Raw genomic sequence first — 20,325 nt, 5'->3', positions numbered from 1 at the left:
GATGAGGCTTTTAATGTTAATGAGTTAAAGCTAGAAACGAAACATAATGCTGGTTTTGTGGCTGGTACATTAGTGCATACGGATAAGGGGTTAGTACCAATTCAGAATTTAAAAATTGGTGATAAAGTCTTGTCAAGACCAGAAAATGGTGATGATATACTAAGCTACCAGCCTATTATTAGTACATTTAAATCCCAGAAAAAAGAAAAAATATATAAAGTTGAATATTTCAATCAAACAGCTTATCAAAGAGGCGAGGGTGGTACATCTTACATCCTATGTACAGCTAATCACCCATTTTGGGTTACTAAGCAACCAAACGCTAATCAAGGCTCGTGGATAGCGGCAGAAGACTTACCAGCAGGTTATTTAACCTCAGCGAATAAAGATATTATCGAGCTTAGTGACTATTCCTTTTTACCTGTGCGGACATTGCCATCTTTTCCGAATGGTTATGGCTACACACAGCGGTTAGAAGAGCACGATTCGTGGAGTCCAACAAATCTAAGCGATGTTATTTTCATCAAGTTCAATCCAGAAGAATACACTTATATTAGCTTTGGACGCAATGATGAAGAAAGAAAATCTTTTAAAAACAGCTTTGGTATCTCAGAAATCATTGACCCAACAGAAATCTTAGGTAACAAAGAGCCAATCTCATATCATCCTGAAGACTATGGGCTACTTCGTGTTAGACTTGCCCAAGATACGATGAAACATTATCGCTCTAAAAAGTTTTTCTAGATACAATGTATGCACCTTTTATTGTAGATGGTAAGGTACTCAAGGAAAATAGCATCATTGATGAAGTCGCCTTTCAAAAAGCTTTGGCTAGATTAGAGAAGTATGGTAAGGATTTGCCAGAAACCTATGGTGAGAGCTTGCATTTTAGTATGGAGTATTACACAGATACCCCTATTAATTCCTATGAGGACTATGTTTACAATATCGAGGTTGAAAATAATCATACTTATTTTGTTGGTAAAGATGGCATTTGGGTACGTACATAACACAAACAGCCATAGGTAAACCATCAGATTCAATATGGCAGTTTGTGCGTGATTATTTTAGAGTTTGGTAGTCTAGAGTCTTGTTTAATTTTTAAGCTATTATAATGCTTTTTTAATCAATATTTCTTTAAAAATAGGACAGTCATAATGTCAAATCAAGGTTTTCCTGCTGGTACTTTGGTACATACCGATAAAGGATTAGTGCCAATTCAAGAGATTAAAGTGGGTGATATGGTTCTATCTAAAGCCGAAGATGGTTCAGGTGAAACAACTTATAAACCTGTTATTAGTACTTTTAAATCTGCTTATAAAGAAAAAATATATAAAGTTGAATACTTTAATGAGTCAGCAGATAAACGTGGTGAAAAAGGTAAAAACTATATATTTTGTAATGCACTGCATCCATTTTATGTGACTAAAAAACCCACGAAAAATGTAAATAATCAACTTGAAGGAGAATGGTTAGCCGCAGAAGACTTACCAGCAGGACATCTAGTTTCAGTATCAGGAGATGTGATTTCACTCGATGATTATGCTTATTTACCTGTACGCACCTTGCCAAATTATCCAACAGGCTGTGCGTATGTACAAAGTATTGATCATCATGGGGAAGGCTGGAATGGTATAGAGAATGTAGAGTTTGTACGTTTTGATACGGATGGCTACCATTTTATTAGTTTGGCAGATTCTGCAGAAGGCTATCAAAAAGAAATCGCTACTTTAAATACAAAAACCAGTGATTCGATACTGCATCTCAATCAGAATTCACCGTTTTTAATAGATGTAGAATTATATAAGACATTAAATGTTAGGTTGAATCAAGATTTAGACCCAGAAATTCATACCACACAAATTTTGTCTTCAATAATGTATTCTCCAATGATTGTGAATGGGAGAATAGTTAGAGAAAACAGAATTGTTAATGAGGAACTATTTAAAAAAGCTTTAGATAATATTACAAAATATGGAAGTAATGCTGGATTGTCTGATATAAGCTTACATGAGCAAGTTTCAGAGTATTATGATGCAGTGGTGAATTCCTATGAGGATTATGTCTATAACTTTGAGGTAGCAGATTACCATACCTATTTTGTTGGTCATGATGGCATTTGGGTACATAACACCAATGGGTGTTTTAGCGAAGATGAACTGCTTGATAATCTTAATAACGAAGGCTTTATGCGTAGCCCTGAGGCAAAAGCATTCCATGGGGAATCAATGCCTGTAACAACTAAAGATGAAATATTAGCAGGTACAAAACCTGTAACAAAAGGCAAGAAATTATATCATTCTGCCTATGTTTCGGCTGACGCACAGAAAATATTAAATCTAAACCCAAGTCACTATGCTGATTTAGCTACTGACAAAGAAAATCCGCTTTCAGGCGAGGCTTTAAATAAAAAAATATATGATGAGGCTTTTGATGTTAATGAATTAAAGCTAGAAACTAAACATGACGCTTGTTTTGTGGCAGGTACATTAGTGCATACAGATAAGGGGTTAGTACCGATTGAAAAATTAAAAGTTGGTGATATGGTGTTATCACGCCACGAAAACGAGCCAGAGGGTGAGCTGGCTTATAAACGAATATTGAGCACTTTTAAATCTAAGGAAAAAGAAAAAATAATTTATGTCGACTATTTAACTGAAAGAGGTAGTGGATATTTTTTCTGTACAGAAAACCATCCTTTTTGGATTGATACGCTGATTGAACATAAAATTCTTGAAGATGGTAAAGAAGTAATTACAAGAGATGCAATAGGTTGGGAGCAGGCAATTGAGCTTGATGGATGTTCACGACATAGTCTAAGAACATCTGACGGAAAAATTGCTTATGTTAATACCTTTGGAGATGATAATAAAATTTTGGGGACTCTACCGCGGTTGCCAAATTATGTACTAATATTTAATACTGAGGAAGCTATAGGAGTTATTGATTTTGGTGGAGACTATCCTATTGTGCTTGATGGGAAAGGTACACAATTAAATTCGTTAACATCTATATCAACCAGCACATTGATGGAAACTGAGAAAAAGAGACTAATTATTAACTCTCAAGATGCTGAAGAATATGAAAAGCTTATCAAAGCGGGTATTAGTTATGAAAAAATTTACGAAGCTTACGTCTATAATATTGAAGTAGAGGATTATCATACCTATTTTGTTGGAGATACTGGAATATGGGTTCGTGATAAATCGTAGGTGCGTATTATGCACCATTTTAAGCCCAATTTCCTAAACGGTGCGTGTAATACGCACCATTATAAATATTTGTACGAATCAGTGCGTATTACACACCATTTTGACATTGGCTTACAAAATCAAAACTTTATCCATATTATTTGGACAAATCATGTATACATTATCAGAGTTTGGCAAAAATCTTATTTGCAATGTTAGAGACCCTGTTTTATCTAATCTAGAAAAACTCATCTCTGGACAAGTCAAATCAGAGCAAGACATTGTATTTCATCAAAGAATTTCACAATTATCGCCAGATGAAATTTTGTTACTAAAAGAATTATCTACTTATTTGGTTGATAAGACATTGCATAATCTGCTTTTTATGTTTGAAAATTCTGACAATTGTTTAATTTTAAGCGATGATAAAAATCTTGCCGAAATTTCAGATGGTTTATGTGGTGAATTATATACCGATGATGGTTGGATTGGTAAATTTAGCCAATACAAAGCCTCTATCTAGTTACCACTTTTATGAATAAACAAAAAAAATCCGCCCTATTGGACGGATTTTTGTTTGTGGTGATTAGTGGATTTTTTTCACTTTTTTACCTTTAATGACACGGTAAATTGGTAAAATCACCATGATGATGGCAAGCACCCATAATGTCATAGAAATGCCACTTTGCCATAAAATCGCCACATCACCTTGTGAGATAGACAATGCACGGCGTAGGTTGGATTCCATAAGATTACCCAATACATAACCCAAAATCAAGGCAGATAGTGGGAAGTTGAGCTTACGCAGAAAATACCCAAACACTCCCAAACCAATCATCAAAATCAAATCAAATGTGGTGCTATGGATAGAATACACCCCAACAAAGCTAACTGCTGCAATCGCAGGGATTAGGATATAGTTTGGAATATCCAACAGTTTGGCAAAAAATTTCACCAGTGGCAAATTTAATGCCAACAAAATAATATTACCAATAAACAATGAAGCAATCAAACCCCACACGATGTCAGGTTGTTCGGCAAACAACTGAGGGCCCGGTGTGATATTGTAGAGTGTCAATGCACCCATCATTACCGCAGTCGTACCAGAACCAGGAACACCAAGCGTCAGCATGGGAATGAATGAACCACAAGCAGAGGCGTTGTTGGCAGCCTCAGGTGCTGCAATACCACGTAGGTCGCCATCACCAAATTTACCATTCTCGCCTGCGATTTTGCGTTCGTTAGAATAAGTCATGGCAGAGGCAATCGTTGCACCAGCACCTGGCAAGATACCCACCACAAAACCTGTCAAACCACTACGAATAATCGCCCCCAAAGAGAACATAAACTCTTTTAGGTTTACCATGCCACGCTTGCCTTGCTCCAACGCTTTTTGCCCTGCACTGGTTTTTTCTAGCATGATAAGAATCTCACTCACACTAAAAAAACCAATGACAATCGTAGTAAAGGCAATACCATCAGACAAGCTAACCGAACCAAATGTAAAACGGTAAACCCCTGTAACTGCATCCACACCCACCGTCGCGAGCAAAAGACCAATCACAGCTGAAACACCTGTTTTTAAGGGGGCATCTCCTACCAAACCACTAAGACAGGTCAAAGCAAACACCATGAGTGCAAAATACTCAGCAGGACCAAAACTGATTGCCCATTTTGCCAAAATCGGTGCAAATAATACCACGCCTATGATAGCAAGCATAGAACCAATGAATGAGCTTAGAGCAGATAAGGACAGGGCAATGCCTGCTTTGCCCTGTTTGGCAAGTGGATAACCATCTAGTGTGGACATAATCGCCGCAGCATCACCTGGCACGTTAATCAAAATCGCTGAAATACGCCCGCCATACTCACAGCCTAGATAAACAGCAGCAAGCAAAATTAACGCACTCTCAGGCGGTAAACCCATCGCATAGGCAATTGGAAGTAGAATTGCCACACCATTAATCGGTCCAAGACCTGGAAGCATGCCAACAATCGTCCCAACAAATGCCCCAAATAGTGCAATTAATAGGTTTTGTGGAGTGGTTGCAACGGCAAAACCTTGCATTAAAAAGTTTAAAGTTTCCATAAATTACTCCACAGTTACCCCAAAATCGGTCTTAAAACACCCGCAGGCAAACTAACTTCTAGCGGTCCATTAAACAAATAATAAGTTGCCACCGCCATAATCAATGAAGCAATAAAAGCTTTGGTTGTTTTGCCACCAAACAGTACACCCATCACCCACGCTGTCAAAGTTGTAGAGACAATATAACCAAGTATTTCAAACAATACGGCATATAATGTTAATGCAATGGTGCAGATAACTAGATTTTTAATAATAGGCTTGGTCAATCCCAATTCTATTTTTTCAGCAAGTTTGGCAGGACGAAAGGCGATGATTGTTGTTAAAATCGCAAGCAATACAAGAATTATGACAGGATAAGGACGAGGTCCTATCGGATCATAAGAAATTGGTGCAGTGTATCCCCATGCCATGACAAGCAAAATCAGCGACACAAGGAGTAACAACCCTGAAAATATACGATCTACCATAAAATTTCCTTTTAAAAAACCAATCCCAAAGCAGGATTGGTTTTGTCATCATACAATGATGATTATTTTTTCTCTTCAACAGGAGCGTCAGCAGGTTTTTCTTCTGCTGGCTTGTCCTCAGCTTTCACTTCCTCAGGCTTTGCTTCGGCGGGAGCGTCAGCAGGTTTTTCTTCTGTTTTTGGTGCATCGGCTTTTGGAGCAGGAGCAGTACCCGCTTCCACCAAGTCAAACTCGGCTGACAAAGCACGCAACTCTTCGGTTTCTTTATAGATATATTGAGTCAGCTCATCGCCTGTCATGGCAAATGGTAGTAGCTCACGGTTGGTGCGAAGTTCGGCAAATTTGGGGTCGGCTAGCATTTTGTCAAATTGACCTTTCCACCAGTTGTATGACGCATCAGATGCTTCTGGTGCCATGTAGTAACCACGAATGACAGGCCATTCAATATCAAAACCTTGTTCTTTGGCAGTAGGAATGTCCTTAAAGCCCTCGCCTTCTAGACGCTCGGACGCAAACACTGCCAGCACTCTTAGTTTACCTGCTTTGACGTGAGGCATGACTTCGGCAAGACCTGCTGAAACCACCTGAATGTGGTTACCAAGCACAGCAGTTACTGCTTCACCACCACCTTCCATCGCCACATAACCCATGGTTTTAGGGTCAATGCCAGCCGCTTTTGCTAAAAGTGCTGTTTGCATCCAGTCTTGACCACCCACACTACCACCTGCACCAAAAGATACAGATTTTGGGTCTTTTTTAAGTGCCTCAACCAAGTCAGTTAATGTCTTGTAGGGTGAGTTAGCATTTACAGCAACCATACCATAATCTGTACCAACAGCCGCAAGCCAACGTACGTCTTTTTCGGTAAACTGACCAAACTTGCCTTGGGCTAGGTTTAGGATAGAGCCTGTGGAGAATGCCACAATCGCATCACCGTTTTTGCGGTCATTGGCAACGATTTTGTTGTACGCCACTGCACCCACACCACCGGGCATATAAGTGACACGCATGGGTTTATCCATCAACCCCAAATCTTGCAATCCTGATTGGGCAAGTTTACAGGTCAAGTCAAAGCCACCACCCGGTTTGGCAGGGGCGATACATTCAGGACGTTTTGGGGCTTCGCCTGCCACGCTAACATCGCCAGTTGTTGCACCTGATTGGGCTTGTTGCTTGTCACCGCCACACGCAGTCAGAGCCAAAATGGATAGAGCAACCGCTCCATATTTAAAAATTTTCATATACCACTCCAAATTTTAAGGTATAAAAATCCCAACAAAATCATGCATTCTGCCTGAAATTATGATTTTATTGGGCATCAATCCAATATTCATCTTGTAATAACCTATCTTTAATCATTAAATAGTTACTTACAAAACTGTCATTTATCATATAGAAATAAAAAATATTTTGCAACAAAAAAATACACAAAATTGATGAAATTATGTCATTTTTTTATAATCCAATAGTTATTAATCTATCAATTAAAAGATATATAAGATATACTATTACATATTTAACAAAAAAATGGGGTAATAAATAAATGATATGGCTTGTATTTTATAAGAAATATTGTTAAATTAATTTCCATTTTTATATATGGATATTTCATATCATGTTAAACGATTTGATTTTGGGTATCATCAACTTTTTCACCTCCACATTGGCAGGCATTACAGGGCTTGGGGGTGGCACGATTTTATTGGGGCTGATGCCAATGTTTTTGCCTGCCAGTGCCATCATTCCCATTCATGGCACAACCCAGTTGGCTAGCAACATTAGTCGTGTGTGGTTCGGTCGTCAAGAGCTTGATTTTACTTATTTTCGCCCCTTTGTTGTCGGAGCGGTGGTGGGAGTAGTATTTTTTGGTACCGCAGTAAAATTTGTTCAATTAGACTTAATTCCCTTATTCATCGCCATTTATATTTTACTGACACAATGGTCAAAAACCATCAACCGCCTTTTAAAAAGTTTGGAAAATTTTTATTTAATCGGATTTTTACAAACAGGGATTGGTTTGTTTGTTGGAGCACCCGGACCTTTGCATATGCCATTATTGATGAAAAAATACGACAATAACGATGTGGTTGTTACTGTCGGTTCGCTCATGATGACGCTCATTCATGTATTGAAATTGACGGTTTATGTGATTTTGGGATTTGCTTTTTTTGAATATTGGCAGGTGATTTTATTTATGGTTGTATCTGCTTCGCTCGGCTCGTGGGCTGGCGTTAAATTACGCAATCGTTTGCCGATGAATTGGGTAAAAACCGCCCTGCCTTATATATTGACAATCATCGCCTTAAAAATTATTTATGACAACGCCGTCAAATTTGGCTGGATTGCGTTTTAGGGTTTGAGTGATGATAATACTTTTTCTAAATTGTCAATTTGAACGGTGCGATTGGGAAAAGGGATATTAATGCCATGCTCATCAAAGGCATATTTGATTTCTTCTAATAAATCACACTGCATGGCAAACCATTTATCATTGGTCGTCCATAGATACATGGTGAGATTGACCGAGCTGTCCGCCAATGCTGTAACACGCACCACAGGATCATCAGCAACAGGTTGTTTTAGAACGTCAGTGTGTGCGTGAGCGAGTTTTAGCATGATTTCACGGGCTTTTTTGATGTCGCTGTCATAGCCAATCCCCACCACAACTTCAATACGCCGATTGGCATAAGAGCTAAAATTGGTGGTGGCAGACGTCATGATGTCGCCATTTGGGACGATAACCTCATGATTACTGGGTGTACGTATGCGAGTATTGACAAGCGTAATCTCTTCCACACGCCCTATTTTGCCAGCTATCTCCACGCTGTCACCACGCCGAAATGGGTGAAAAATCACAATCAGCACGCCTGCTGCCAAGTTGGATACTTGGTCTTTTAAAGACACGCCGATGGCAACAGTCAAAGCACCCAGCACCGCCACAAAAGAGGTAGTACTCACACCAAGCTGATTGAGTGAGGCAAGTACCACAGCAGCAACCATGACACCATACAAAAGATTGGTTAAAAACCCAACAGCTGTCGCATCTAGTGCGCTTTTTTGCATGGCACGCTTGGCAACATTGACAAAATGTTTGCCCACCCATGTGCCCACAAAAAATATCAATATGGCAAGGCACAGTTTGATGGCAAATGTGGTGGAGTTGCCAAGCAATGTGGCTGTATCAACTGGCACGCCCAACAAATTTAATGTATAATCACTGGCTTGAGTTAGATTTTGGGTAGTTTGAGTAGCAACCTCTTTGGCAGTCTCATGAGCGATTTCTTTGACTTCTGCCACCGTTTTTAAAACCTCAGTTGTCTCTTGGGGTGCTTGTGCTGTTTGTGTTTCTTGTACTGTTTGCATCGTCATTTAGTCCACCAAAATCTGGTCGCTGTATCGCCATGTACGAATGATACGAAGTTCGCTAATTTTACCCATACCTTCATCAAAATGTCCATAAGGAGCAGATTGGCGTACAGATTGTTTGGCGGCCTCGTCCAAAATAGGTGAGCCTGACGATTCTAGCAGGCGAATGGCTTTGACATAGCCATCAGGCGACACCACCACCATCAAACGTACGTCTCCTGTAATACGGTTGATACGAGCTTGTTCAGGATAATGTTGGTTGGCAACACGCTCAACATGACGGCGAAAGTTTTCAAGATAATCTGCCGCTTGCCCATGTGTGGTGGCGTTGGAGTTGACTGTTTTGGTGTTGGTTTTTGTAGCAAACATTTGCTGTCTTTGGGACAACTGTGCTTCTAGGGTACGGATTTTTTTGCGAATGCGTTCTTCTTGGACTTCTAGGTTGTCTTGTTGTTTTTCGTTGTCGTTGTCGCTTTCACTATCCACATAACGCACCGACATGGTGGTACGCAAGTAGCTTCTTTGGTAGGCTTCTTGGCGAGTTTGACGCTCTAAGTTGATAATGTCTTGAGTCTCTTCCATCTCATCGGACGTATCAGGGCTGATTTCGGTGGTTTCTTGGCGTAACTGCTGACGCACTTCCCCACTCCCCTCTTGACTGGCATTGGCGATAAAAACTGCGTCTTTATTAGGGTCGGTATTTTGGGTAAGTACCGTAGCAACTTCTTGTGCCATCTGGTCGGGTGTGATGCCCATACTAAACCCAATCCCAAAAATCAAAAAAGTATGCAATGCCACCGATACAACAAGTGCTATTGGTATGTCTCGGTCAGGTTTTGAGGGAATGAGCGTGGCGGTGTTGGTCTTTGATGAAAATAGCATATTATTCCAACTCTTCATCATCTTGTAAGTCTAATTTGTAGATATGACGCTCAAACCAAAAGGGCATAAGAGGTATAAATGATGCCACAAATCCCAACAAAAACACCTTTAATGACCAACCTTTTACTTGACAAACCACCAATAGCGACACCACAAAAACCAAAAACATCACGCCATGAAATATGCCCGCATAAAACACCAAAAAGGGCTTGTCAAACATATATTTGAGTGGCATGGCAATGCCCAACAACAAAATAAAGGACACCCCTTCTAAAAAGCTGACTATGCGTAAAAAAGTTGTCATCATCTTTCCAAGTTCATCACGTCAAAAATGCCCTATATTATAAATGACTTTATCTCTTATGGATAGTCTTTGTTCAAATTTTGTAACTTTTAGGGTTGAATAAAAAAAGACAGGTCGCCCTGTCTGTGATGATTTTATACCTAATTCACATCAAAATCATACAAAAAACCGTTCGCCCAGAGTCTATCAAAGGGCGGGGTGGTTTTTTGTCATGGCTTGACAAGCTCACCATGAACAAAAAACCTTTGTTTGTTTTTGAATAGAATTTACCATATTTAAAAAATCAGTATTTTGCTAATGCCATCTCAAAATCGCTACGTTTCACTTCGCCCAGTAGCACTTCTTTAAGCTGACCATTTTGATAAATAATCAACGCAGGCGGGCCAAAGAGCTGATAACGAGCCAGCACCGCACGGCTAGCATCAGTGGTTTCGGTGATGTCCAGTTTAACAACTTGATAATCACCAAGTACAGCAGGACGATTAGTGAACAATGTACGCTCCATGATACGACACTCAATGCACCATTCAGCCGTGATGTCCACCAGTACTTTGTCATGCTTGGTCAAAACCTCATCAAGCTCATTAAGCGTGGTAATTTTTACATCGGCTTTTTGGGTGGAAATTTGTGCTACTTGGTGTGTGTTGGCAAGTGGTCGCCAAGCATCTGTATTACCCATACTTGCACCTACCATGAGTATGACAGTCCAAATACCAGAGAGCAGACCAAATGTTTGGGTAGGCAGTTTGCCAATTTTAAAGAACCAAACCGCCACCGCACCAAACCACCCTGCCCAAATGATGAGCATGATGGGCGTAAAAATCATACGTTCAAGCAAACTGACCGCCACCGCAAGGAGCAACAATCCACAAAACTCTTTGACACGGTTCATCCACTCGCCTGCTTTTGGCATAAATTTACCTTGTACCGCTCCCACCACCATAAGTGGTAATGACAAGCCAAGCCCAAACAAAAACAACGCCAAAAAGCCAAAACCTACGCTACCGCTCGCTGACACTGCCGTCAATGCCCCTGCCATCGGCAAAGACACACAAGGCGACACCACAAGAGCCGACAAGCCCCCCGCAACAAAACTACCACCCAAACTGCCCAGTTTATCATCGCCTTTTTGGGCTTGATTTTGTAAACGGTTACTAATAAATGATGGCAAACGAAAACGTATCACATCAAACATCGCCACCCCCAGTACCGCAAATATCAGGGCGAACACCCCTAGCACATAAGGGTTTTGGAGCCATGTCGTGATACCAATAGCTTGCCCAAACCACGCCACCACTGCCCCAAGCGTGCCATAAGCGGTTGCCACGCCCAAGCCATAGCTTGATGACAATGCCAGACCTTTTTTGGCGGTTGTTTGTCCCTGACCACGAGCCACGATATTTGCCACGATAGGTATCATCGGATAGACGCATGGGGTCAACGACAACACCAATCCCGCCAAAAACAATAACACCAACGCCCACACAGGATTATTTTTTACACCAAAAGGGTCGCTTGTGGCAGTGGTATGCGTAAGTGCATTGGTAGGGGTAGCAACTTGACTGGTTGACGATGGAGTTTGGTCAGCTGTATTTGCCACATTGACCACCGTTGCCGAGTCTGTTTGAAAAACGTCTGCCTCTCCATTGTCCATACCATCATCTACGTCATTTACTAGTGTCGTGGTAGATTGGGTGTTGTCCGCTAGGGTGTCATTTGCCACATTAGGTGCATCTTGCTCACTGGCTAGACTGGCTTTGCTTGGACTGGTGATGCCATCATCATTAGTTTTGGCACTAGGTTCTTTGATGGCTTGCACCAGTGGAGATGGTTTATCATTTGGTTGTGTTTCGTCTTGTACTTTGTTTTTGTCCGCCACCTTATCAGCTTTGGGCTTGACAGGTTGGGTTGTTTGGTGGGATTTTGGTTCGGATTTTTGGTTAGGTTGGGGAGTGTTGCCTGTGTCTGTATTTTGGGCGGATTTGTCGGCATTTTTGGCAGTCAAATTCACCGCCACATTCACCGTCTCTGGTGGATAGCACAGTCCTGCTTTGGCACAACCTTGCCATTTAATGCGGATATTTTCATCTTTTAGGTCGGTTTTGCTTGTCAGTACCGCTGTTGCCACCACATCGGTCTCAAACACCGCCACACGCCCAAACTCTGGGTCATCTACCGTAGTTGGCTTTTGGCTAAATTGCCATGCACTTGCTGTTACACCCTCTGGCAAACTTAGGCTCAATTTATCTTCATAAACATAGTGTTCAGGCGTAACGGCAAAACGCACTACAACTTTGTCCCCATCTTGGCTGGCACTCACGCCAAATGCCTGATGAACGGGCAAAAATTTACTCTTTTTTTGTCCAAATAAACCAGACAAACTTGTAGGTTTGTCTGCTTGGACGTTTGTTTCGGCATAAGCAGGCAAGGCAAGCACAGCAAATAAAGCAATGATTAAGGCATTTTTTTTCATGGTAAATCAAAGGTAGGTAAAATGGCGTATTATAGTCAAAAACAACTAAGCAAATTGTAGCATTTTGTTTAAAATTAATATCAATATTCTAATTGGGAATAACCAAAATATCCGTGAGATTTTTGCCAAAATATGCTACACTTAGCCAAATCTACCTTTAATATAGGAACACCCCCATGTTCAAAGACATCTCCCTACACACCTATGACCCAGAACTTGCTGCCGCCATTGATGGCGAAAGTCGTCGCCAAAAAGACCACATTGAGCTGATTGCCTCCGAAAATTACTGCTCGCCTGCGGTCATGCAAGCCCAAGGCTCATGCCTCACCAACAAATATGCCGAAGGCTACCCTGCCAAACGCTACTACGGTGGTTGTGAATATGTAGACATCGTAGAGCAACTGGCGATTGACCGTGCCAAAGCTCTGTTTGGTGCAGATTATGCCAACGTACAGCCCCATTCTGGTTCAAGTGCCAACTATGCTGTTTATCTTGCTTTATTAGAGGCAGGTGATACCGTGCTTGGCATGAGTCTGGCTCACGGTGGACATTTGACACATGGAGCGTCCGTATCCTTTTCTGGCAAAACATATAAGGCAGTGCATTATGGCATTGACGAAAATGGCTTGCTAGATTATGAAGAAATCACTCGTCTGGCTCGTGAACACAAGCCCAAAATGATTATCGCAGGCTTTTCAGCTTATTCACAAGTGATGGATTGGCAAAAGTTTCGTGAAATCGCCGATGAAGTCGGTGCTTATCTATTTGTAGACATGGCACATGTGGCAGGCTTGGTGGCAGCAGGACTTTATCCAAACCCTGTGCCATTTGCCGATGTCGTTACCACCACCACTCACAAGACACTAAGAGGTCCTCGCTCTGGACTTATTTTGGCAAAAGCCAATCCAGAGATTGAGAAAAAACTCAACTCTGCCGTTTTCCCTGGTGCTCAAGGTGGACCTCTCATGCACGCCATCGCTGGTAAGGCGGTCTGTTTCAAAGAAGCGATGAGTGATGATTTTAAAGCCTATCAAGAGCAAGTCATCAAAAACGCACAGGTCATGAGCGATGTTATCATCTCTCGTGGCTATGATGTGGTCTCTGGCGGTACAAAAAACCACCTCATGCTCGTCAGCCTCATCAAACAAGACATCACAGGCAAAGATGCTGACAAATGGCTTGGCGATGCCCATATTACAGTAAACAAAAATTCTGTCCCCAACGACCCCAAATCCCCCTTTGTAACATCAGGCATTCGTTTAGGCACACCTGCGATTACCACTCGTGGTTTCAAAGAAGACGATGTGCGTGAACTTGCTGGTTGGGTCTGTGATGTACTAGACTCTCGTGGTGACGAAAAAGTCATCAGTGAAGTGCGTGCCAAAGTCGCCGAAGTGTGCAAACGTCTGCCTGTGTACCAACACTCCAAAACCAAAGAACTGTTCGCCAAAATCAGCGACATGATTGACGAACAAGCCGACAGCGAATTTGTCCACACCGCCAAAGACAAATTCAATGAGTTTTATGAAAAAGCGATGAGCAAACTACAAAAATAAGCTCATCACCCATCAAAATCCGTCCTTGTGGCGGATTTTTTCTTTATTAAAGAATAAATCCTTGCTTTCTGCCATCATCAACACATCAACCACATCTCATTTTTGCCTATTTTTGTCCAACTGACAATTTTAAACACCCCATATTTGACAAAAATTCTCACCCCACCCTACCCCCTGTTGAAAATTGACAAAATTTGTTGCCCAATTTTTTTCACAAAAATACATTTATTCACCAAACTGCTCCGTTTGACAAAAATTGTCAGCCAAATGATGTAAAAATTATGTCACTTTGTTCACGCATGTAAAAAATTTCACCCCAAATTTGTCTAAAAATACACCAATTTTTTAAAAATTATTGAAAATAGCTCAAAATTTGAGCAATTTTACCTCAATCCTCGCCCATTTCCCAAAAAATCGTCCAAATTGGCACAGGCTATGCAACAGTATGGGTGTCCAGTTAGTTAATACAAAACAACACTAACTAATTAATTTAAACAACTCGGGCAATCTCGCCCACTTTTGAACGAAGGAGTTCAATATGAACGCTCAAAAAGGTTTCACCCTTATCGAATTGATGATTGTAATCGCTATTATCGGTATCCTAGCTGCAATCGCTCTACCAGCTTACCAAGACTACATCTCTAAATCACAAACTACTCGTGTAGTAGGTGAGCTAGCTGCTGGTAAAACTGCTGTAGATGCTGCTCTATTTGAAGGTAAAACTCCTGTACTAAGCCAAGCATCTAGCACTTCAAAAGAGAACATTGGTCTAACTTCTTCTGACACTAGCCAAAATGCTCGTTCAAACCTAATCGCACCAGGTACTGCAGGTCTTAGCTTGACCTATACACCGGCTCAAAATACTGTTGTATTGAAAGCTACTCTTGGTCAACGTGCTAACAACGACATCAAAGGTGCTGAAATCGCTCAAAAACGTGATGCCAATGGTAACTGGACTTGTGAAGTTGCTAAAGGTTCCGCTAAAGGCTTCAAAGAGAAGTTCACTCCTACTGGTTGCAAAACTGTAGCATCTATTTAATATCTAATAATAGATATAAAAACGCCACTCCGATTGGGGTGGTGTTTTTTTGGGCTATTTTAATCATAAAATAGAGTGATTGCCTAAAATAAAACATAGCCAACCCAAAATCAACCCAATCAAAAACATTGATGGGCATTTGCTGATTTGTGTCGTGTACTGACAAGCCATGCTTAAATGGTAAATATGGTGCTGGCGTGATGTGAATGGTATAATGATTGAGTGCTTTGCGATTAAAAAAATACAAAATAATCGTTATTTTTCATCTTTTTACCCAAAATAAAATCCTCATCACCATTAATCGCCAATATATAATAATGCTGACCGTCCACTTTAATCATGTCATAACCAACAAAAAATACCGAACGCAAATAACCTATCGTAAATACAGAAATGACCACATAAGCAAAAATAAAACCCATAAAAAGCTGATAGTATTTTTCATTACTAATCAAATCTTTCAGACTGATAGAAAAATTAATGCTCTTGCCTACTTTATGAAAAATCAAAGAAATAAATAAAGTTAATAAAAAAATCCAGTAAGGCAGTACAAAGATAAAATCCCAACATAAAAATATAATAATGATACAATGGGGGTAGAAACCACCATTAATAAAATAAATATTTTTAAAAAACCCAAATGATAAGTCAAGCCAGAATGTTGCAAAATTCCCACTGCTTTTTTGATAAATCTAAATATCCAAAAAGCAATCAAATAACCCACCACCAAAACCATAGATACAGCACCACACATAAGCAAGGCTTCTGGCAATCATACTACCCCTTGAACAACATGCCACCACGGATAGCCGTGATAGACTGCTTGCCCCCAACCATAAGCATAAGCCGTTGCCCAGCTTAATACCGCCAAATACGCCATGGAAACAGATGATGCAACAAATTTATTAAGATTATTTGGCATAACTACAATAATTAAATTATATCCAACCAATGATTTATCAATAAGCTTTCACCTAATAACTCAAAATACAACAGGAATAGTCATAAAAATTTAACTAAAACTAGACAATCATAAGAATGATAAATACTTTTAAGTTTTATCTAAAATATTAATGGATATTTTAATATCCGCCTTGTTTGATTCTATTTTTAAAGTGTTTTTTGATTTGTATTCAGCAAGCATATTGGATACTGTTTCATCTATTAAGTGAGAGAGATTTAATTTTTATTTATTGGCAAGCATACTTAGGCATTCGTGCCTGTTATTACCAACTTTGATGTAAATATAGCCATTAGCACTCATTAATTGCAACAGTTGTTTTAGTATTAAAATTTAAAAATCACAACATTATCATTTCATTCTTATTTATGACCATTTTTATAAACCAAGCGACGACAATCATCATATTTATAAAAACCGACATACAAATGCATTTGGTATAAATTGTCAAAATGATAATCGCCTACCGATATTGTATTTTCACCAATACAGAACCTTCTAGCAAAAGAATGGCTAGAAGTATCAGAATAGCTCAATTCAACATCAGCAATTTTTTGAATGTTGTCTAATAATATTTTAATATCGCTAGTTTTGGGATTGTAATAATGATAAGTAATAGCAATAGCTTTTGCACTGACCTTTTTATAATCCTCTCTTTTATTAAATTGGGGCAAGCCTATTGTAATGGCATCTAATATTTGTTGTAATTCGGCTTGCTTTTTATCATAATCCAATTTGATGGGTGCATGAAATTTAGGGTTTTTAAACCTATCCACCCAAGAATAAATCATGATGGGTAACATACAAACCAAAACAACAGTGATAAAAATACCACGAATCGCGGTTTTAATTTTCATATTACCCACTTCATATTAATATCAATGCTCACGAGTGCTACGAAACTCCACCTCTGGATAGCGTTCTTGCATTAGTTGCAAATTGACATGGCTTGGAGCGGTTTATAGGGAGCACGGACAACTATTGATTTAACAACTTTCTTAATAAATCAATTTCTTTATCTTTTTGAGCCAATAACTCATCTTTGTGGGTTAATAATTCTTTTTGGTAATCAATAGTCATCTGTAATTTTTCTATTTCTTGGGTTTGATTATAATAATGATTGTGAAAATTTGAATGGTTATTATCCCCCAATAATAAATTTAACTCACTCTTTTCTTTTAATAATTCACTCATATCAATATCAAAAATACCTGCAATTTGTTCTAATCTTGCCACTGTCAAAGCGGTTTCTCCCCGTTCAATTTTGGCATAGCCATTTTTGGTTAAGTGTAATTTTTCTGCCATTTGTTCTTGAGTCATATCCAGCTTTTCTCTATATTGGCGAATGTTATCTTGCGTAGTCATAAAGTGTCCTATTTGTGGGTTTTGGTAACGGATTTGTATGTTGATAAGTTATGCAATCAAAACTATAATATCTATCATAGATAGTAGAGATTATAAGATGAAATGGCGAACAAAACAAGCTGTTTTTGCGATAAGATTTTGTCTTATGTTTTAAAATCAATGCTAAACACCTGAGAATATTGGAGAAGTGCCATGCAGACAACTACACTACCAAAAGCTAATATTAGCAATGGGTTGCAAGGTGTAAAAAATCATCCTTTGTTAACCAGATTAATTAAAGAAATTTCCGATGACAAAATTCATTTGATGTGCCCACACACAAGATACGATAGAACCCACAATAGACACAATCGTGGTCAGTAATGGTTGATACAGTTCTTATCAAGACTGCTAGTAGGTGTAATATTAATTGCACCTACTGTTATGTTTATAATTTGGGCGATGATGGTTGGAAAGAAAATCCAAAATTAATGTCTATTGATACAATTGATAATATCATCAATACATTAAGAAACATATATCAATATCAAGGTCATAGCTTTGCCATTGTGTTACACGGTGGAGAACCACTGTTATTACCAAAAGATAGATTAGAACATCTCTTAAAAGAGATTAGAAGAAATCTTCCTGATTATACCACCATATCAATTCAAACAAATGGTTTGCTTATTACAAATGAAATCATTGAATTATGCCATAAGTACAAAACAACTTTGGCAATCAGTCTTGATGGCGATAAGATTGTCAATGATGCAAACAGAATTGACCACAAAGGTAAGGGGACTTATGACAGAATTATTGAAAAAATAAATCTTGTCCAAAACCATCCAAAATCCAAATCAGTTTTTACAGGATTATTAGCAGTCATCAATCCTTTCAGTAACCCAAAAAAGGTTTACAAATTTTTTAAAGAATTAAATGTTCCCAGTGTTAATTTTTTAATGAGAGATGGTAATCACGATCATTACCCTTTTGGAAAATCAAATTATAACTCTTTAGAGTATGGCAAATGGTTAAGTGATATGTGGTTACAATATTTTAATGATGCAAATCCAATTCCAATTGCTGTTTTTGATAATATTGTCAAAACTATCATGGGCGGAGAAAGTCAAAAAGAGGGTACAGGATTAGATATTTCTGAAATTCTTATTATTGACACAAGTGGAGAAATTACAAAAAATGACACACTAAAAAGCACCAAAAACAAAGCAGATAAATTTGATATTTGTTGGAATGTAAATGATGAAAATTTTGATGTCATTCAACTTTTGCATTCTACTGAATATAAAGATTATATTAAAATGCAAAATCCTACTTCACAAACTTGCTTGGAGTGTAATATTTTACATATCTGCGGTGGCGGCATGCCTTTGTATCGTTGGAGTGAGCATAATGGATTTGACAACCCGTCTGTTTTTTGTAATGACCATAAATATCTTATTAATTCCATCTTTGAAACCGTAAATGATTATGTTGAAAATACAAAATAAGCACCTAAACAAAAATATTGAATCCTATCAATATTGCTATGGTCAAGATTTTTTGGAAGAAAAACAAGCAAAAGACATATTGAATTGGCTAAAAACAGCAAATTGGGATTTGACTGTTGCTGATTTTTATACGCAATATGAATTTATGCTTAATATTAAAAATACTGATAAAGATTTACATTATTTATTTTCAAAAGAAACATTAAATTATTTAAAAGACTTTATGAAAAATTTATTTAATGTTGATTTTAAAGATAACTGTTATGTTGTTGCTCATAAGTTGATTGATGGTCATTATATTGATATACATAATGATTATCTTGAAAATGAGCCAGATGTAGAAACTCACCGACTAATCATTCAGTTTAACGATGGTTGGGCTAAAAGTTTTGGTGGGCTATTGAAAACTTTTAATAGTGACAATAAATCAGATATTAAAGATATTTTTATACCAAATCACAATAGTGTATTTGCTTTTGAAATATCTCCATATTCATATCATGCAGTTAGCCCAATTCATAATGCAACAAGATATACACTTATTTATAATTTTACTAAATTGGTAACTTATGAAAATTAATTTTGATAAAAAAGATAACGATATCATTATTTGGAACAACCAAATAGTTATGTCTCGTTCAGAAGAGAATTATTTTTCAGAAATATTTAAATTCTTATCATCTAAATACAAATTTAATTCAGTATTAGAAATAGGTTATGGTCTTGGAATTTCTGCAAAATTAATTCAGAATTACCTAAATCCACAACATCATACAATTGTAGAAATATCCGATGAGATTTTTGAGGACTTAGAAAATTTTAGCCTCTCTTATTCTGGAATAGAACCATGTCTCTCAGATTGGTTAGAATACGATTACAAAACAAAATTTGATTTGATTTTTTGCGATCCATTTGATTATGCAACCCCATCTTTAGAAATGGTAGAGAAAAAGTTTCAGCTCATTAGATATTTATTAAAAGAAAATGGATTATATTGCATTCCGCATTTTGGAGATGGGGAGCCAAAAACTCTACCATTTCTCCAATTAAGAGATAACGTCTTACTTGAAGTTGAGCCATATATTTTATGGAATGGTGAAGTTTGTAATTTTGCAAGAATACTAACATATACCAAGTATTGA

At 38.4% G+C, this 20,325-nt stretch carries 23 protein-coding genes; 12 read left to right on the top strand and 11 right to left on the bottom strand.

The window, feature by feature from the left end; all coding sequences use genetic code 11:
- The first annotated feature begins 57 nt into the window (after positions 1–57).
- From MOB01S_RS10030 to MOB01S_RS10015, 4 genes are all read left to right on the top strand, one after another.
- Positions 58–744 (top strand): Hint domain-containing protein, encoded by a 687-nt coding sequence (locus tag MOB01S_RS10030; RefSeq protein WP_245640036.1) that lies wholly within the window; start codon positions 58–60, stop codon positions 742–744.
- A gap of 5 nt (positions 745–749) precedes the next feature.
- Positions 750–1,010, top strand: a complete 261-nt coding sequence (locus MOB01S_RS10025; RefSeq protein WP_066804774.1) for a hypothetical protein — start codon at positions 750–752, stop codon at positions 1,008–1,010.
- A gap of 147 nt (positions 1,011–1,157) precedes the next feature.
- Positions 1,158–3,212 carry a Hint domain-containing protein gene (locus MOB01S_RS12560; RefSeq protein ID WP_066804771.1) on the top strand — a complete coding sequence of 685 codons (2,055 nt, stop codon included), beginning with the start codon at positions 1,158–1,160 and terminating at the stop codon, positions 3,210–3,212.
- Positions 3,213–3,363: 151 nt separating this feature from the next.
- Positions 3,364–3,714, top strand: coding sequence for a hypothetical protein (locus MOB01S_RS10015; protein ID WP_066804768.1), 351 nt, complete (start codon positions 3,364–3,366; stop codon positions 3,712–3,714).
- A 63-nt stretch (positions 3,715–3,777) separates the two neighbouring features.
- On the opposite strand, the gene MOB01S_RS10010 is transcribed toward MOB01S_RS10015, so the two are convergent.
- From MOB01S_RS10010 to MOB01S_RS10000, 3 genes are all read right to left on the bottom strand, one after another.
- Positions 3,778–5,280, bottom strand: coding sequence for a tripartite tricarboxylate transporter permease (locus MOB01S_RS10010; protein ID WP_066804765.1), 1,503 nt, complete (start codon positions 5,278–5,280; stop codon positions 3,778–3,780).
- Between the two features lie 14 nt (positions 5,281–5,294).
- Positions 5,295–5,747 carry a tripartite tricarboxylate transporter TctB family protein gene (locus MOB01S_RS10005; protein ID WP_066804762.1) on the bottom strand — a complete coding sequence of 151 codons (453 nt, stop codon included), beginning with the start codon at positions 5,745–5,747 and terminating at the stop codon, positions 5,295–5,297.
- Between the two features lie 62 nt (positions 5,748–5,809).
- Complete coding sequence (locus MOB01S_RS10000) at positions 5,810–6,988, bottom strand: Bug family tripartite tricarboxylate transporter substrate binding protein (RefSeq protein ID WP_084349705.1); 1,179 nt, start codon at positions 6,986–6,988, stop codon at positions 5,810–5,812.
- Between the two features lie 374 nt (positions 6,989–7,362).
- Here MOB01S_RS10000 and MOB01S_RS09995 point away from each other — a divergent pair, with 374 nt between their 5' ends.
- Complete coding sequence (locus tag MOB01S_RS09995) at positions 7,363–8,100, top strand: TSUP family transporter (protein ID WP_066804760.1); 738 nt, start codon at positions 7,363–7,365, stop codon at positions 8,098–8,100.
- Here the strand turns inward: MOB01S_RS09995 and MOB01S_RS09990 are convergent.
- From MOB01S_RS09990 to MOB01S_RS09980, 3 genes are read right to left on the bottom strand one after another with little or no spacing between them, the layout of a single operon-like run.
- A complete protein-coding gene (locus tag MOB01S_RS09990; protein WP_245640035.1) occupies positions 8,097–9,116 on the bottom strand; it encodes a mechanosensitive ion channel family protein in 1,020 nt (339 codons plus the stop codon). The genes MOB01S_RS09995 and MOB01S_RS09990 overlap by 4 nt on opposite strands.
- Complete coding sequence (locus tag MOB01S_RS09985) at positions 9,117–9,995, bottom strand: energy transducer TonB (protein ID WP_066804759.1); 879 nt, start codon at positions 9,993–9,995, stop codon at positions 9,117–9,119.
- A 1-nt stretch (position 9,996) separates the two neighbouring features.
- Positions 9,997–10,299, bottom strand: a complete 303-nt coding sequence (locus tag MOB01S_RS09980; protein WP_245640034.1) for a DUF3817 domain-containing protein — start codon at positions 10,297–10,299, stop codon at positions 9,997–9,999.
- A gap of 125 nt (positions 10,300–10,424) precedes the next feature.
- On the opposite strand from MOB01S_RS09980, the gene MOB01S_RS12405 reads away from it, so the two are divergent.
- On the top strand, positions 10,425–10,562 hold the full coding sequence (locus MOB01S_RS12405) for a hypothetical protein (protein WP_169798143.1): 138 nt from the start codon (positions 10,425–10,427) through the stop codon (positions 10,560–10,562).
- Between the two features lie 20 nt (positions 10,563–10,582).
- Here the strand turns inward: MOB01S_RS12405 and MOB01S_RS09975 are convergent, their stop codons facing one another.
- Positions 10,583–12,772 (bottom strand): cytochrome c biogenesis protein CcdA, encoded by a 2,190-nt coding sequence (locus MOB01S_RS09975; protein WP_066804756.1) that lies wholly within the window; start codon positions 12,770–12,772, stop codon positions 10,583–10,585.
- Positions 12,773–12,948: 176 nt separating this feature from the next.
- Between MOB01S_RS09975 and glyA the strand changes: the two genes are divergently transcribed.
- Positions 12,949–14,328 (top strand): serine hydroxymethyltransferase, encoded by a 1,380-nt coding sequence (gene glyA / locus MOB01S_RS09970; protein ID WP_066804753.1) that lies wholly within the window; start codon positions 12,949–12,951, stop codon positions 14,326–14,328.
- Between the two features lie 538 nt (positions 14,329–14,866).
- Positions 14,867–15,367, top strand: coding sequence for a pilin (locus MOB01S_RS09965; RefSeq protein WP_066804750.1), 501 nt, complete (start codon positions 14,867–14,869; stop codon positions 15,365–15,367).
- 233 nt (positions 15,368–15,600) lie between these two features.
- On the opposite strand, the gene MOB01S_RS09955 is transcribed toward MOB01S_RS09965, so the two are convergent.
- The 4 genes from MOB01S_RS09955 to MOB01S_RS09940 all read right to left on the bottom strand — a co-directional run bounded on the left by MOB01S_RS09955 (position 15,601) and on the right by MOB01S_RS09940 (position 17,693).
- Complete coding sequence (locus MOB01S_RS09955) at positions 15,601–15,789, bottom strand: hypothetical protein (RefSeq protein WP_157073967.1); 189 nt, start codon at positions 15,787–15,789, stop codon at positions 15,601–15,603.
- A 350-nt stretch (positions 15,790–16,139) separates the two neighbouring features.
- Entirely contained in the window at positions 16,140–16,289 is a 150-nt protein-coding gene (locus MOB01S_RS12400; RefSeq protein ID WP_157073966.1) for an STM1630 family protein, read from the bottom strand.
- A gap of 401 nt (positions 16,290–16,690) precedes the next feature.
- Positions 16,691–17,185 (bottom strand): hypothetical protein, encoded by a 495-nt coding sequence (locus tag MOB01S_RS09945; RefSeq protein WP_066804741.1) that lies wholly within the window; start codon positions 17,183–17,185, stop codon positions 16,691–16,693.
- 121 nt (positions 17,186–17,306) lie between these two features.
- Positions 17,307–17,693, bottom strand: a complete 387-nt coding sequence (locus MOB01S_RS09940; RefSeq protein ID WP_066804738.1) for a helix-turn-helix domain-containing protein — start codon at positions 17,691–17,693, stop codon at positions 17,307–17,309.
- Positions 17,694–17,885: 192 nt separating this feature from the next.
- On the opposite strand from MOB01S_RS09940, the gene yhhA reads away from it, so the two are divergent.
- From yhhA to MOB01S_RS09925, 4 genes are read left to right on the top strand one after another with little or no spacing between them, the layout of a single operon-like run.
- Positions 17,886–18,056 (top strand): YhhA family cyclophane-containing RiPP, encoded by a 171-nt coding sequence (gene yhhA, locus MOB01S_RS12940; protein WP_369406665.1) that lies wholly within the window; start codon positions 17,886–17,888, stop codon positions 18,054–18,056.
- Positions 18,056–19,183: a cyclophane-forming radical SAM/SPASM peptide maturase YhhB gene (gene yhhB, locus MOB01S_RS09935; protein ID WP_066804736.1), complete on the top strand. Its 1,128-nt coding sequence runs from the start codon at positions 18,056–18,058 to the stop codon at positions 19,181–19,183. Before yhhA ends, yhhB begins: the two co-directional genes overlap by 1 nt.
- Positions 19,158–19,763: a cyclophane-containing peptide 2OG-Fe(II) oxygenase YhhC gene (yhhC, locus tag MOB01S_RS09930; RefSeq protein ID WP_066804734.1), complete on the top strand. Its 606-nt coding sequence runs from the start codon at positions 19,158–19,160 to the stop codon at positions 19,761–19,763. The genes yhhB and yhhC overlap by 26 nt, the downstream gene beginning before the upstream one ends.
- Positions 19,753–20,325 carry a class I SAM-dependent methyltransferase gene (locus tag MOB01S_RS09925; RefSeq protein WP_066804732.1) on the top strand — a complete coding sequence of 191 codons (573 nt, stop codon included), beginning with the start codon at positions 19,753–19,755 and terminating at the stop codon, positions 20,323–20,325. The genes yhhC and MOB01S_RS09925 overlap by 11 nt, the downstream gene beginning before the upstream one ends.

Origin of the sequence: Moraxella oblonga NBRC 102422, from assembly GCF_001598275.1 — a bacterium.
Taxonomy (GTDB): Bacteria; Pseudomonadota; Gammaproteobacteria; order Pseudomonadales; family Moraxellaceae; genus Moraxella; species Moraxella oblonga.
Note: the sequence above shows the minus strand (reverse complement) of the source record. Positions and strands in the feature narration are given on the sequence as shown.